14 protein-coding genes and 1 tRNA gene are annotated in these 13,502 nt (G+C 63.1%); 12 read left to right on the forward strand and 3 right to left on the reverse strand.

Annotated elements, in window-relative coordinates; translation table 11 throughout:
- The first annotated feature begins 149 nt into the window (after positions 1 to 149).
- The 3 genes from BMY67_RS11025 to BMY67_RS11035 all read left to right on the forward strand — a co-directional run bounded on the left by BMY67_RS11025 (position 150) and on the right by BMY67_RS11035 (position 3,619).
- Positions 150 to 221 (forward strand) — tRNA-Arg (locus BMY67_RS11025).
- A 390-nt stretch (positions 222 to 611) separates the two neighbouring features.
- A complete protein-coding gene (locus tag BMY67_RS11030) occupies positions 612 to 1,103 on the forward strand; it encodes a fasciclin domain-containing protein (RefSeq protein ID WP_245745020.1) in 492 nt (163 codons plus the stop codon).
- A 182-nt stretch (positions 1,104 to 1,285) separates the two neighbouring features.
- Positions 1,286 to 3,619 (forward strand): endonuclease, encoded by a 2,334-nt coding sequence (locus tag BMY67_RS11035; RefSeq protein ID WP_092771385.1) that lies wholly within the window; start codon positions 1,286 to 1,288, stop codon positions 3,617 to 3,619.
- A gap of 92 nt (positions 3,620 to 3,711) precedes the next feature.
- Here BMY67_RS11035 and BMY67_RS11040 read toward each other — a convergent pair whose 3' ends face one another.
- Positions 3,712 to 3,996 carry a GNAT family N-acetyltransferase gene (locus tag BMY67_RS11040; RefSeq protein WP_092771387.1) on the reverse strand — a complete coding sequence of 95 codons (285 nt, stop codon included), beginning with the start codon at positions 3,994 to 3,996 and terminating at the stop codon, positions 3,712 to 3,714.
- Positions 3,997 to 4,149: 153 nt separating this feature from the next.
- Between BMY67_RS11040 and BMY67_RS11045 the strand changes: the two genes are divergently transcribed.
- The 3 genes from BMY67_RS11045 (at position 4,150) to BMY67_RS11055 (ending at position 6,318) form a co-directional block, all read left to right on the forward strand.
- Positions 4,150 to 4,626 carry a hypothetical protein gene (locus tag BMY67_RS11045; protein ID WP_092771389.1) on the forward strand — a complete coding sequence of 159 codons (477 nt, stop codon included), beginning with the start codon at positions 4,150 to 4,152 and terminating at the stop codon, positions 4,624 to 4,626.
- Between the two features lie 41 nt (positions 4,627 to 4,667).
- Complete coding sequence (locus BMY67_RS11050) at positions 4,668 to 4,958, forward strand: hypothetical protein (protein WP_092771391.1); 291 nt, start codon at positions 4,668 to 4,670, stop codon at positions 4,956 to 4,958.
- 202 nt (positions 4,959 to 5,160) lie between these two features.
- Complete coding sequence (locus tag BMY67_RS11055; RefSeq protein WP_092771393.1) at positions 5,161 to 6,318, forward strand: Gfo/Idh/MocA family protein; 1,158 nt, start codon at positions 5,161 to 5,163, stop codon at positions 6,316 to 6,318.
- A 181-nt stretch (positions 6,319 to 6,499) separates the two neighbouring features.
- On the opposite strand, the gene BMY67_RS11060 is transcribed toward BMY67_RS11055, so the two are convergent.
- On the reverse strand, positions 6,500 to 8,653 hold the full coding sequence (locus BMY67_RS11060) for a TonB-dependent receptor (protein ID WP_092771395.1): 2,154 nt from the start codon (positions 8,651 to 8,653) through the stop codon (positions 6,500 to 6,502).
- 130 nt (positions 8,654 to 8,783) lie between these two features.
- On the opposite strand from BMY67_RS11060, the gene BMY67_RS18965 reads away from it, so the two are divergent.
- Positions 8,784 to 9,491, forward strand: a complete 708-nt coding sequence (locus BMY67_RS18965) for a hypothetical protein (protein ID WP_143069787.1) — start codon at positions 8,784 to 8,786, stop codon at positions 9,489 to 9,491.
- Positions 9,492 to 9,496: 5 nt separating this feature from the next.
- Here BMY67_RS18965 and BMY67_RS11070 read toward each other — a convergent pair whose 3' ends face one another.
- A complete protein-coding gene (locus BMY67_RS11070) occupies positions 9,497 to 10,525 on the reverse strand; it encodes an SMP-30/gluconolactonase/LRE family protein (RefSeq protein WP_092771399.1) in 1,029 nt (342 codons plus the stop codon).
- A 181-nt stretch (positions 10,526 to 10,706) separates the two neighbouring features.
- Between BMY67_RS11070 and BMY67_RS11075 the strand changes: the two genes are divergently transcribed.
- The 5 genes from BMY67_RS11075 (at position 10,707) to BMY67_RS11095 (ending at position 13,330) form a co-directional block, all read left to right on the forward strand.
- Positions 10,707 to 11,804: an L-dopachrome tautomerase-related protein gene (locus BMY67_RS11075; RefSeq protein WP_092771401.1), complete on the forward strand. Its 1,098-nt coding sequence runs from the start codon at positions 10,707 to 10,709 to the stop codon at positions 11,802 to 11,804.
- Complete coding sequence (locus BMY67_RS11080) at positions 11,804 to 12,355, forward strand: hypothetical protein (RefSeq protein WP_092771403.1); 552 nt, start codon at positions 11,804 to 11,806, stop codon at positions 12,353 to 12,355. The genes BMY67_RS11075 and BMY67_RS11080 overlap by 1 nt, the downstream gene beginning before the upstream one ends.
- A gap of 85 nt (positions 12,356 to 12,440) precedes the next feature.
- A complete protein-coding gene (locus BMY67_RS11085) occupies positions 12,441 to 12,767 on the forward strand; it encodes a hypothetical protein (RefSeq protein WP_143069788.1) in 327 nt (108 codons plus the stop codon).
- Entirely contained in the window at positions 12,707 to 12,931 is a 225-nt protein-coding gene (locus BMY67_RS11090) for a LytTR family DNA-binding domain-containing protein (RefSeq protein WP_394333360.1), read from the forward strand. The genes BMY67_RS11085 and BMY67_RS11090 overlap by 61 nt, the downstream gene beginning before the upstream one ends.
- Before the next feature lie 147 nt (positions 12,932 to 13,078).
- Complete coding sequence (locus BMY67_RS11095; protein WP_092771407.1) at positions 13,079 to 13,330, forward strand: hypothetical protein; 252 nt, start codon at positions 13,079 to 13,081, stop codon at positions 13,328 to 13,330.
- Positions 13,331 to 13,502: the final 172 nt, after the last annotated feature.

The following is a 13,502-nucleotide window of genomic DNA, read 5'->3' on the forward strand; positions in this document are numbered from 1 at the left end:
AAAAGGAATAGCTGGTGAGAAAGAGGTTTGGCTAATTAACTGCCTAGCCCGCCGGAAGGTTACCTGACGAGGGTACAGGATTGCGCAGAAAAAGCGGAAGCCAGTTTGGCAAACGCCCTTTTTCTCCCTAGTTTTGCGGCTCCCAACCGGGTTGCGTAGTACAACGGATAGTATGGGAGCCTCCGAAGCTCTAGATCTAGGTTCGATTCCTAGCGCGACCACACCAAAGCCCTCTGCCTGAATGCAGAGGGCTTTTTTATGTCCGTCAGGTTCGTTTGGGCGGGTAGTTATAGCGGCAGAAGCATCTTTTATATAGGGCGGGGCGTATAAGGCGGGCGCTTGCCTCAGGCAGCCGCTTCACTTCAACCCCCGACCCGATGAACAAGTACATGCTTTCCGCTCTGGCTCTTTCCTTTACCCTCAGCGCCGGCTCGGCCATGGCCCAGGGCAAGGTGACCAAGAAATCGGACGACGAAAAAACCAAGGTCACGACCGAAGACGGGATGATGACCAAAACCAAAGTGGCCGACGACGGCAAAACCAAAATAAAGGCCAAAACGCCTGCGGGTGGCAAAATGAAGGCCACCACCAAGCCCCGTGAGGGTGCCGACATGGCCGACATGAAAATGACCACCCCCGCCGGAGTGATGGTGGGCGGCGCCATGATGACGGCCGATAAGGACATCGTAGACAATGCCGTTAACTCGACCGACCACACCACGCTGGTAGCGGCCGTGAAGGCTGCTGACCTGGTAACGACCCTCAAGAGCGACGGACCGTTTACCGTATTTGCCCCCACCAACGCCGCCTTCGATAAACTGCCGGCCGGCACGGTGAATACGCTGGTGATGCCCGAAAACAAAGCCAAGCTCACTACCATCCTCACCTACCACGTAGTGCCCGGCCGCCTGATGGCCGCTGACCTGAAGGATGGCCAGGTGCTGACCACGGTGGAAGGCGAAAACCTGACGGTACACCGCAGCGGCAACTCGGTGATGCTGCACGATGCCAAGGGTGGCATGGCAACCGTAACGGTAGCCGATGCCGTGTCGAAGAACGGCGTTACGCACGTTATCGACACCGTGCTGATGCCAACCAAGTAAGTTTTTAGAACTCCCGAAAGCTGATAAAGCGCCCGGCCCTGCAAAGGGTCGGGCGCTTTTTTTTGCTTATTCCGGCAAGCGTGGCCCCACTTATAAACGCGGCAGTAGCCGGGAGTTTGCGGGCGAAAAATCTTTCCCGATCTTTAAGAATCGTTTTTGATTTTCTCCTTTTTCAGTACTTGATGAAACACTTTTTCGCCTGGATATTGACTGCCGTGCTGTGCGTGGGTGGGGGCCTGGAAACGGCCTCGGCCCAGATTATGCCCACGGCCCCGCCCACCAGCCTGCAGGGCCAGAACCTGAAAGACTGGCTGCGCCAGAACTGGTACGACGGCAAGCGCGTGGAGCTGGACTACGGCACGGCCCGCGGCAAAATGTACAACTACGTCGACAACCAGGACGGCAAGCTCGTGTGCGTGTACTCGGGCTACACCGAAACGGTAAAGCTCGACTCCACCAACACCAGCACCGGCGTTGTGAAGCAGATCAACTGCGAGCATACCATTCCGCAGTCGTGGTTTGATGAGAAAGTGCGCATGCGCTCCGATATTCACCACCTGTTTCCGACGTACATCACCTGGAACTCGAACCGCGGCTCCGACCCGTTTGCCGAAATTCCTGACACCCAGACCCAGCTGTGGATGCGCGGTACGACGAGCCAGACCTCGATTCCGACCACCAACATTGACGAGTACAGCGAGGATACCAACTCGCAGTTTGAGCCCCGCGAAGACCACAAGGGCAATTTGGCCCGGGCCATTTTCTACTTCTACACCATGCACCAGGGCCAGCAGTTCGACCCGGGCAAAGACGTAATTTCGGCTGCGGCCGACCTGAACACCCTTTACCAGTGGCACATGGCCGACCCGGTTGATGCCCGCGAGCGGGAGCGGAACCGCCGCGTGGCCAAAAGCCAGGGCAATTTCAACCCCTACATTGCCTACCCCGATCTGGTGGCCCGCGCCTGGGGCTTCCAGGTGCTGCCGACTTTCGCGTTTGCCACGGCTACCGGCAGCATTGCCGAGGGCAACAGCGGCACCAGCACCTACACCACCAACATCACCATCAGCCCCGCCCCAACGGCTTCGTTCACGGTGCAGCTGAGCCTGGCGGCCACCTCTACAGCCACCAGCGGCCAGGATTTCACCTTCACTTCGCCCCAGACGCTGACCTTTACCGCCGGCCAGACGACGCTGCCGGTTACGGTAACCATCAACGGCGACCTGACCCCCGAGGCCGATGAAACGGTGGTGCTGGCCCTGACCAACCCCTCGACCGGCGCGGCCGTGGGCGGCCCCAGCCAGCACGAGCTGACCATCCTCAACGACGACGGTGCGGCCCCTACCCTTCAGTTTGCGGCCGCCAAGGGCAGTATTACGGAAGGCAACGCCGGCACCAGCACTTACACCGTGAACGTAACGCTGACCGGCGCGGCCCCTACGGCCGCCGTTACCATTCCGGTAACCGTGCAGGCGGCCGGCACTACCGCCGCCACGCCCGCCGACTACACCCTGACGACGACCAGCCTCACCTTCGCGGCCGGCCAGGTAAACCAGACCCTGCCCGTCACGCTGTCGGTGGTGGGTGATTTGCTGTCGGAGCCCAACGAAACGGTGCTGCTGGCGCTGGGCGCGCCTGCTACGGGCGGCGCAGTGCTGGGCCCCATCCGCACCCACGAGCTGACCATTCTCAACGACGATGTGGCCCCGCCCGCGGCGCCCTGCACTACGCTGTTTTTCTCGGAGTACATCGAGGGCAAGGCCAGCAACACCAAGGCGGTTGAAATCTACAACCCCTCAAATGCCCCCATCGACCTGGAAGGCATTACGGTGAGCCTGTTTGCCAACGGCAAAACCACCCCCAACGCTACGGCCGAGCTGACCGGCACCATTGCCCCCGGCGAGGTGTACGTAATTGCCAATACCGGCGTAGTCTCGCCCGTTGTAAAAGCCCAGACCGACCTGGAGTCGGGCATCGGCTTCTTCAATGGCGATGATGCCCTGCTACTGATGGACGGCACTGATACGCTCGACATTATCGGCGTTATTGGCCAGCAGCCCACCGGCGGCTGGCAGCTGCCCGGCGGCGGAACTACTACCGATGCCACACTCGTACGCAAGGCCACGGTAAACCAGGGCCAGAAGCGCTGGGCCAATGCCCGGTCCGAATGGACCTTCTTGGGCACCGACGTGTACGACAACATCGGGCAGCACAGCAGCAACTGCGTAACCGTGACGGCTACCACCCCCGCGGCCCGTCTGGGCGAGGGACTGGAGGTGTTCCCGAACCCGGCCACCGGCCGCCTGCAGCTGCGCCTGCCGCAACTCAAAGGCCGGCCGGCCGCCAGTATCAGCCTCTACAACATGCTGGGTCAGCAGGTGCTCGGCCGCACTCAGCCGCTGTCGGCCACCGAGGCCGCCACGCTCGACGTGCAGGCGCTGGCCGAGGGCTTGTACCTGTTGCGCGTAACCGCCGACGGGGTAACCTACACCAGCCGCGTAGAAGTGCGCCGGTAGGCTGAACGGAGAACCACCGCTAGCAAAAAGCCCCTGACGTCATGGCAGACGTCAGGGGCTTTTTGCTAGCGGTGGTTCGGCTTATCGAGCCGTTAGTTCGACTCCAGCAAATCCTGGTAGTCGGGGTGCTGGGCTACGTAGCCGGCCATGAAGGAGCAGGTGGTGCGCACTTTCAGGTTGTTTTCGCGGGCGTAGGCCAGGCCGGCCTTGGCCAGCTCGTCGCCGATGCCCTGGCCGCGCAGCTCTTCCTCGACGAAGGTGTGGGTGAAGTCGATGACGCCCTCGGTGGGGCGGCTGTAGGAAAGCTCGGCCGAGTGGCCCTCCTGCGAAACGGTAAATTCCTGGTTTTCGGGTTGATGCTGAACGGAGAGAGGCATAGAAAGGGTAAAAAAGAGGAAAGAATAGCACGGCGGAATCGGCGCAAGCACAACCAGACACCGCCATTTCCCCGGAGTTTACGTATGAATGGCAACGGCGGCTACCTATGCCGCCGTTTCTTCCCTATTCTCCCCTACTCCTACTCTTTTCTTATGTCGACCAACCCGCTCAACAACCCCGATACCTCCCGCGACCCTTCGCAGGCCGCCAACGATACGCCCCAGTACGGCAGCTTCGGCCACCCCGACAATCCCGCCGCGCCGGCCAACGAGGGCGAAAGCGTAACCAACGGCGGCGAGTCGGCCCCTCCGGTTGCCTTTAGCGAGCAGCGTGGCAGCGCCCCCCAGAACCTCGATCCGGCCGCCGTGCGCCAGGTCGAAGATGCCGAGTACGACGAGCAGCGCGAGGGCTGGGCCAAGGACGACCCGCGCTACGGCGGCGGCACCAGCAACTGGCCTACCAACGAGCCCGCCAACCGCACCAAAGCCCCCGCCTCCGACGCAGTGGAGGAAAGCAACCCCAACGTGGGCCAGAACGACAACCCCGACGAGTTCAGCGCCTTCCGCCCCGACAATGGCCGCGGTATTCCCGGCTCGGGCAAGGAAGACGAAATGCCCCACAACGACTAAGGGCGCCGGGTCTTTTTCTTCACTTCTGACTATTTTCTCTGATGAGCAACGATAAAAAGAACGATTCGGCCGCCAAGCCCAACCAGGACCCCGCCGCCGCCCTCGACGCCAAAAACTCCGGCCTGACCGAGGAGCAGCGCCAGCACCGCGAGGAGCTGTACGGCTACAAAAAAGACGAGGAAGGCACGCTCGACACGAGCGAACAGCTGGAAGACGCCATGTCGGGCACGCCCAGCGGCGCCACCACCGGCCCCGACCCCGATACCGAATCGACCAGCGACGAGCTGCGCATCACGGGCTTCAACAACCCCATCGACGACAACAACCGCTAAGCCCGCCGCACGGGGCCGCTAAATTGCCCCGCGGGCTGGCCGCTTATCTGCCCACTTTAGCCCCTTTGCCTCCGCGGCAAAGGGGCTTTTTGCTTGATTAGGGCAATTACGGTACTGCCGAGCTTGCGGAAAAGCTGCGCGCCCGGCGCAACACCCGGCTTTTCCGGTCCGTTGAACGAGCTTCTCTCCCATCCTTTTTTCTATGGACCGCTCTACCTCGCCGGCCTCGCGGCGGCAGTTTCTGCGCCGGGCCGGACTGGGCACGGCCCTGGCCGCGGTGGTCGGTCCGGCCGCCGCCTTCCCCCTCTCCTCAACCGAACCAGCTATGCAGCACGCCGACCAGAAGAAAATTGGCTTTGCCATCGTGGGCCTGGGCAAATTTGCCACCGAGCAGATGATGCCTGCCTTCAAGGAAACCAGGCACGCCCGCATCGTGGCCCTGGTCAGCGGCTCGCCCGACAAGGCCGCCCGCCTGGCCCGCGAGTACGACGTCGAGGCCAGGAACATCTATACCTACCAGAACTTCGATACCATTCGCGACAACCCCGAGGTGGACGTGGTGTACGTGGTGCTGCCGCCCGCCCTGCACGCCGAGTACACCGAGCGGGCGGCCCGGGCCGGCAAGCACGTGCTCAGCGAAAAGCCCATGGCTCCCACCGTGGCCGAGTGCCAGCGCATGATTGCCGCCTGCCAGCAGGCCGGCAAGAAGCTCATGATTGCCTACCGCGCCCAGTACGAGCCCTTCAACCTGGAGGCTATTGCCCGCATCCGCCGCGGCGAGCTGGGCAAGCTGCTGCAAATCACGGCCGACCACGGCCGCATCGTAGACCCGGTGGGCGACAAGGCCGATACCTGGCGCGTGGTGCGGAAAATGGCCGGCGGCGGCTCGCTCATGGACATCGGCATTTACTCGCTCAACGCCGCCCGCTACCTCACCGGCGAGGAGCCCACCGAGGTTACAGCCCAGGAGATGACCGATAAATCGGACCCGCGCTTCAAAGAAGTCGAAGACCGGATTCATTTCACGCTGCGCTTCCCCGGCGGCACGCTGGCCACCTGCACCAGCGCCTACAGCATCCAGCAGGTCAAGCGGTTCCGGGCATTCGGCTCCCAGGCCTGGCTCGACCTCGACCCCGCTACCGACTACGACCGGCACCGCATGACCATTGGCGACAAGGACGGTCAGCACGAGCCCCCACTCAAGGAGGGCAACCAGTTCGCCGCCGAGCTCGACCACATGGCCGAGTGCGTGCTCCAGAACAAAACGCCCAAAACACCCGGCGAAGAGGGCCTGCGCGACATCCGCCTCATCCAGGCCATTTACGAAGCTGCCCGTACCGGTAAAGCGGTAAAGGTGTAGTTGACAGGAGTTAGAGTCTGATTGAGTCGAGTGTCATTCTGAGCATGTGGCGTATCAAAACAGGGACGAAGAATCTCGCGTGCCACAGTAATTCCTTACGACAGGATTACTGTGGCACGCGAGATTCTTCGCGCTGCTCAGAATGACAGTTATTTCAACCCTGTCCTACAGACTATATTAATCACCACTTCACGGCCAGCCCGGCGTACCAGTTGCGGGCGGTAGCGGGCTGGAAATAGCGGCCGCCGAAAGCGTTGAGGTCGTTGCCCAGCGCGTAGCGGCGGTTGCCCAGGTTCTCGCCGCCGCCAAACACATCCAGCGCCAGCGGACCAAGCTGGCCGCGCCAGCCGCCGCGGCTGCCGAAGGTCCAGTAGCCGGCGGCGTAGGCCGTGTTGGCGTCGTTGAGGGGCAGCCGGGCCTGGTGGTTGACGGTGGGGCTGAGGTAGAAGCCATGCCGCTCGCTGAAATCGAGGCCGGCCGTGAGGGTGTGGGGGGCGGTGCCGGTGAGGCGGTTGCCGCTGTAGTCCTTCCCTCCCGTTTCGTAGCTCCCGAAGCGGTAATGGTTGTAAGCGTAGCTCACGAAGGCCCGCAGACCTACCGACAATCCGGCTCCGGTCCCGCTCCCACTCGCCCGCCCGCCTAGGCTTGCAGCCTGCGGCTTGTAGCTTGCGGCTCCCAACTGCCACAGCCAGCCGCTCACGGCCACCTCGGCCCCGCGCTGGCGGGTGGTGCCGGCGTTCAGGAAGAGCTGGGTACCCAGGTCGGTGGTGCGGGTGGTGATTGTCTGGCGCAGGCGCTGGTCGTAGAGGGCTACATCATAACTGAGGCGTTGCTGCCAGAACTTTCCACGGGCGCCCAGCTCGAAGCTGGTGGCCCGCTCGGCTTGCAGGGCCTGGTTGATGGAGCCGTCGGAGGGCCGGATTTCCTCCTCGGTGGGCGGCGAAAAGCCCGTGCTCACGCTGCCGTACACCGCCAGCCCCGGCCCAAACTCGCGCAGCAGCGCCACCCTGGGCGACACCTGGGGCCGGAAGTCGCGGCTCAGCTCGTAGCCGTCGGGGTTAGTGGCCGCGTCGGAAAGGCGGCTGATGCGGTAGCGCAGGCGGTTGTAGCTAGCGCCCACGGTGAGCAGCAGCTCGGCGGGCAGTTCGTAGTCGGCCTGGGCGAAGGCAAAGCCGGTGAGGGTGCGGATTTCGTCGTCGTAGCGTAGCGGGCCGGGCTGGCCGGCGCGGTTCTGGTAGCTGCGGGCACTCTTGAAACCCGTCTGGCCCTCGGCGCCGGCTTGCACACGCAGGGTGCGGCCGGCCAGGGCCGTGCGGTAGCTGAGCACCGTGCGCCCGCCCCCGCCCAGCAGCGTGTTGCGCTCGAAATCAATCAGGTAGGGCGTGTTGATGCGGCTGCCGCTCAGGTAAAGCGTGGAGCGCAAACTCAGCCGCTCGGCGAAGCGGGCTTCGTGGGTGGCTCCGAGCAGGGCGGCGCGGGCGGCATAGTAAGTGCGCTGGGCCACAGTTCCGGGCGCAGTGGCCGTTCCCGGCCGCGCCTGGCGCGGGTCGGCCTCGAACTGGGCCCGTGTGAGGCCGCCGGGCAGCTGGTAATCAATGTCGGTGTAGAGCGCGTGCATGCTTACCGTCTGGCGGCCAGTAGGCTGCCACTCGCCGTCGAGCGTGAATACGTCGCGGCGCAGGGCACTTTGCTGGCGGTAGCCGTCGAGGGTCTGGCGGGCATAGGCGGCGCGCAGGTAACCGGTGGTGCTGGCCGTTTCGAAAGCCGCCGTGGTGCGCCGCAGCCCGTAACTGCCGGCCGTAAAGCCCGCTGATACGTGCGCACCGGGGGCAGTGGGGCGGCGGCCACTTAGTAGCACGGCCCCGCCGGTGCCGGCCCCATACACGCTGGCGGCCGGGCCCTTCAGCACTTCCAGCCCGCCCAGCAAACTGGGGTCGAGCAGATTGAGGGGCGTGCTGCCGCTGGCTTCGGTGAACGGCAGGCCCTGGTAGTACACCTTGGTGTTGCGCACCCCGAAGGGCGAGCGGAGCGTGCTGCCCCGCACGCTGAGCCGATAGCTGGCGGTGGCCCGCTCTTCCAGCCGTACGCCCGGCAGCGTGTTTACGGCCTGGGTGAGGGCGTTATCAGGAAACCGCTCAAAATCGGCGCGGCTCAGCACGCCTACGGCGGCGGCGGTGCGGCGCAACGGCAACTGCTGGCCGTAGCCGGCCACGGTGGCTTCGGGCAGGGCTACCGTGCGGGCGGAATCGGGCGGGGCGGCGGCGGGCGTTGGGGCGGTTTGGGCCAGCGCCGGCAGGGGCAGTAGCAGCAGCGTGGCGGGTAAGCGGTAAGGCATCAAAGAGGAAACAGGTAGGTCAGGGTCCCTGCTAACCCTGAATTCAGGTTTTGAGTTGAGGTTGCAGACAGCTTATGTCGGAAACGGGTTATCTTCCGTTGATTATTCTTTCATTCTGTACGTGCTACCCGTGTTCCTGCTACCCCTTCCCCGCCGTCACCGCCGCCACCTGCTGCTGCCCCCGAGCCTGCTGGCACTGGCGTGGCTGCTGTGGCTGGGCTGCGTGGCGCTGCCGCAGATGTGGGGGATGCAGCCTCATTATGTGATAGAAGTGAATTTTCCCCCTTTAAAACCTGACCCTAATGTACCCGCTGACTATTATAAAGGCGACTATTTTCTCCCTTACTCGTCCCCAGCTACAATAGCAGCCTTCCGTCCCTGGCAAACTTTCGCGGTAACGGGCAATCTATTTGAAGATTACTTCGCCTTGCATGGTGCTCAAGCTGTTTTTCGCCGCCTGGAAGCCGACCCCAACCACAACCGGGGCCTGCGAGTACAGCTTGGCCAACATGCTAGTTATTCCAGTCTAGTTCAGTTATTGGATTGGTGCAATATGTACAATATGAGGAGGTACTGGGTTGACATCCGGCATGAGCCTTATGCTCTGTATGTATTCACTTCCAAGCCCAAACAGATAGATAAAAAGTTTTCTGATTTATATAATCTGGTAATGTGCAACAACGTAGTGGAGTTTGGCAGTGAGCACAACTCCACGTCTTGGCTGGAAAGTAAGTTAGTTCAACTATGGACTCACGACTGGCGCAACTCCACGCTGCTGTTGCTTCTGCTCGGCGCCGTGTCCGCCTACCGGCTCGGGCGGGGCTGGCGAGGTAACTAGAGCAGCTACCGTTGCGGGGCCGTTACGCCCTGGGCCTGCGTTTGGATGCGGCACAGAAACGAGCCGGCCGTGAGGTAGAGCGTGCGGCCCCCGTCGTCGCCCCAGGCGCAGTTGGTCACGGTTTCGCCGGGGTCGAGGGTGCCCAGCAGCTGGCCGGTGGGCGAGAGGATGGAAAGGCCGCCCGGCCCGGCCGCGTACACGTTGCCGGCCTGGTCGACTTTGAGGCCGTCGGGTACCTCGCCGAAGCGCACTTTGGGCAGCGTGGCCATGTCGAAGAACACGCGGCCGTTGCGCAGCCGGCCGTTGGGGCGCACGTCGTAGCGCATAATGACCGGGCGTAGCGAGTCGGCGTTGGAGACGTAGAGCGTGCGGCCGTCAGCGGTAAAGGCCAGTCCGTTGGGCCGCGAGAGGTCAGTTATTTCCTGGCTGACTTTGCCCCGGGCATCGCGCCGGTACACGCCGCTTAGGGGCAGCTCGCGGCGGGGGTCTTGCTCCTGCTCGGGCAGGCCGAAGGGCGGGTCGGTGAAGTAAATGGCGCCGTTACTGGGGTGGGCTACTACGTCGTTGGGGCTGTTGTAGCGCCGGCCTTCGAAGTTATCGGTGAGGGTGAGCAGGCCGCTTTTCTGGGCCAGGGGCAGCCGGGCCACGCGCCGGTCGCCGTGCTGGCAGAGCAGCAGGTTGCCGCGGCCGTCGAGGGCCAGGCCGTTGGTACCGGGCTCCTCGCCGTAGGGCAGGCGGCCGGTGTAGCCCGTATTTTCCAGGAACTTCGACAAGCCGCTGGGTTCCGACCACCGGTAAATAGTGCGCGTCCTGGGGTCCGAAAAAAGCAGCATGCTGCTGTCGGCCACCCACAGCGGGCCTTCGAGGTGGGTGAAACCCGAGCCTACTATTTCCAGCCGCGCATTGGGGCTCAGAATTTGGTCGAGGGCGGGGGCGTGGCGTAGCACGCGGCCTTTGGTGAGCCTGGGGGCGGTTTGGGCCGTGGCTGGCAGCAGCGGCAGGGCCAGCAGTAGAACAAAGGAAAGCAGGCGCATGCAGAAGTAAGAAGAGCGGTGGAAGGGAGTGGGGAGCTTTTCCCTACCCAGCCCACCGACGGAAGGTTGCGCCCCGCGGCGACGATTAACCCGGCCCCGACCGCCGCCGTAGGACGTTTACGCGGCCACCATGTAGCCAGCGGGCCACACCGCACTGGCTTTTCGTGCCGCGCTTTCCCTGATGAAACTACCGCTCCTTTTTCTGCTGCTGCTCGCCATGACTACCCTCTCCACCAGCGCCCAAACGGCCGGTACCCCCGTGCTCGAAGTAGCCGAATTCGGCAAGCACCAGCCCATTGGCGTGGCCGTGTCGCAGCAGGGGCGCATCTTCGTCACGTTTCCTAAAACGAAAACCAACTACGACTACGGCCTCACGGAAATCGTGAACGGGCAGCGCATCCCCTACCCCAACGCCGAGTGGAACCAGTGGGACTCGTTGCAGGCGCGCACCCGTTTCGTGAGCGTGCAAACGGTTTTCGTCGACCAGCAGGACAACCTCTGGGTGCTCGACCCGGCCAATCCCGGCGACGGGGCCCCGCTGATTGCGGGCATCAAGCTGTTGAAAATCAACCTGAAAACAAACCAGGTGGAGCGCATTTACCGCTTCGAGGACATCCCCCGCGAGCGAAGCGGCCTTAACGACATGCGCATTGATACGCGCCGGCAGGTGGCCTACCTCTCCGACCCCAAGCTGGCCGCCATTGTGGTCCTGGACCTGCAAACCGGCAAAAGCCGCCTGCTGTTGCAGGGCGATAAATCGACGAAGGCCGCGCCGGGCTTCGTGCTGCGCATCGACGGCCGCGAGGTGAAGGACGAGGACGGCAAGGCCTTCAGCAGCAACGTAAACGGCATTGCCCTGACCCACGATTTTGAGTTATTATACTTCCGGGCCATCAACCAGACCAAGCTTTACCGCATCAAAACCGAGTATTTGCGCGATGCCAGTCTGAGCGCCCGGCAGGTGGCCGCCAAGGTGGAAGAGGTGGGCGAAACCGGCGTCTCGCACGGCATGCTGGCCGATGCGGCGGGCAACGTGTACCTCACCGACTCGCCCAACCACGCCGTGCGCCGCGTAACGCCCGCCGGCCACTTCGAAACCGTGGCCCAGGACCCGCGCCTGCACTGGCCCGACACTTTTTCCATCGGCCCCGATGGCTACCTCTACCTCACGGCTGCCCAAATCAACCTGCTGCCCAAGTGGAACAACGGCCAGGACCGCGTGCAGTACCCGTTCCGGCTCTATAAGATGAAGCTGGGCGCCACGAAGACGACCAACTAATGTTCGCCCCCGACCTGCGCAAGGCCCTGCTGGCACTGCCGGCCAAAGAAAAAGACCAGTTGCTTGTAAAGCTTGTGGCCAAAGACGCGGTGCTGGTCGAGCGGCTCACGTTCCGGCTGCTGGAGGGCGACGACGCGCTGGAAATCCGCCGCCAGGCCCTGCAACAGCAGGTCGATGACCCGGTGCGCGGCTTCCACCAGACGCCCAACGACCTGCTGCACATCGTGCGGCAGCTCCAGCAGCGGCTGGCCTACCACGCCAAGGTGACGGGCGATACCCAGGGCGAAATCGAGCTGACGCTACGGCTGCTGACCAACGTGCTGCGCGAGCAGCCCGCCGCCGTGGCCCGCCTGCACGGCCCCACCCAGCCCCTGCTCCAGCACCTGGCGCGCCGCACCCACGACGTGCTCAAACAGCTCGGCAAGCTCCACGAGGATTACCGCATCGAGTACGCTCCGGCCGTAAACGAACTGCTGGGGCTGCTTTACACCTCGGCCGCTGCGCCGCTGGCCCGCGAGCTGGGGCTGCCGGCAGTTTGGGGGGATGCGTGAAAGCAACCCCGGGCGAAAAACCGCCGTTTCTTTAGCTGCGGCCGGCCTGCTGGTACGGTCGGGCTCCACTTTCTTTCCCCTGGCAATGGCTACCGTTCCCAACCCCGACCATGTCCGCGTTCCGACGCATCTGAGCGCCGCCGATTTGCAGCACGCCCTCGACGAGCTGGATGTCAAAATCCAGACCCTGCACCGGCGGGCCCACGCCACGGTAGCCGGCTCTACGGCCACTTATCAGCAACACGCCGAGGCGCTCGAAGCCAAGCGCGCCCGCCTGCTCGCCAAGCTGCACCAGGCTACCACCACTTCGGCCGACACGAAGGCCACCGCTTCCGCGACTGAGCCGGGCGTGTGGGACGAAATCCGGCGCGGCGTAGACAACCTGCGGCAGGACCTGCGCGACTTGCTGTAGCAGGCCGCCACCGCGCCAACCGCCAGCAGATCATCAACCTGAACTGGGTGGAAAGCATCGAGCCCTGGTTTAGCAACACGCTCAAAATCAGGCTGCGGGGCGGGCCCGAGGTGGAAGTATCGCGCCAGCAGTCGGGCCGGTTTCGGGAGCTGCTGAGTTTGTGATGCTTGCGGGCAGCGGCTGGTATTATTCCGCGGCCGCTGTATCCTTTTGATGCGGGTTGGGGTACAAAGACTGAATAAGTAACTGAGCTGCTGCTGCAATTCGTAGTTGGCCGAGCGGTTACCACCCGTCATTTAGCCCCGTTTATTATGAAACTTACGTTACTCTTTTCTGCTCTGGGCCTGTTACTCGTGGGCACCAGCGCCTGTTCCAGCGGAGACGCAGCCCTGGAGCGCCCGACCCGTTTCAGCAACACCTCCGTCAAGCGTTCCAACGACAAGTCGCGCTCCTACAAAAACCGCAGCCCAATCGGTCTGGGCATCGATTTGAACGCCAAGGACCCCCAGAAATTCCGGATGGTAGACGCGCCCAAAAAGTACAAGTACAAGAAGGCTCGTTAGCTGCAAGCTACAAGCTACAAGCTACAAGCTGCAAGCTTTACGGCCGGTCATCCTGAACAAAGCGAAGGACCTTACTACGTTGAAACGAGTCGTTGTTACGGTCGTTCTGGCGTGATAAGGTCCTTCGCTTTGTTCAGGATGACCGGCCGTAAAGCTTGTGGCTTGCAGCTTG

The sequence above is a fragment of the Hymenobacter actinosclerus genome (assembly GCF_900111515.1).
Classification (GTDB): Bacteria; Bacteroidota; Bacteroidia; order Cytophagales; family Hymenobacteraceae; genus Hymenobacter; species Hymenobacter actinosclerus.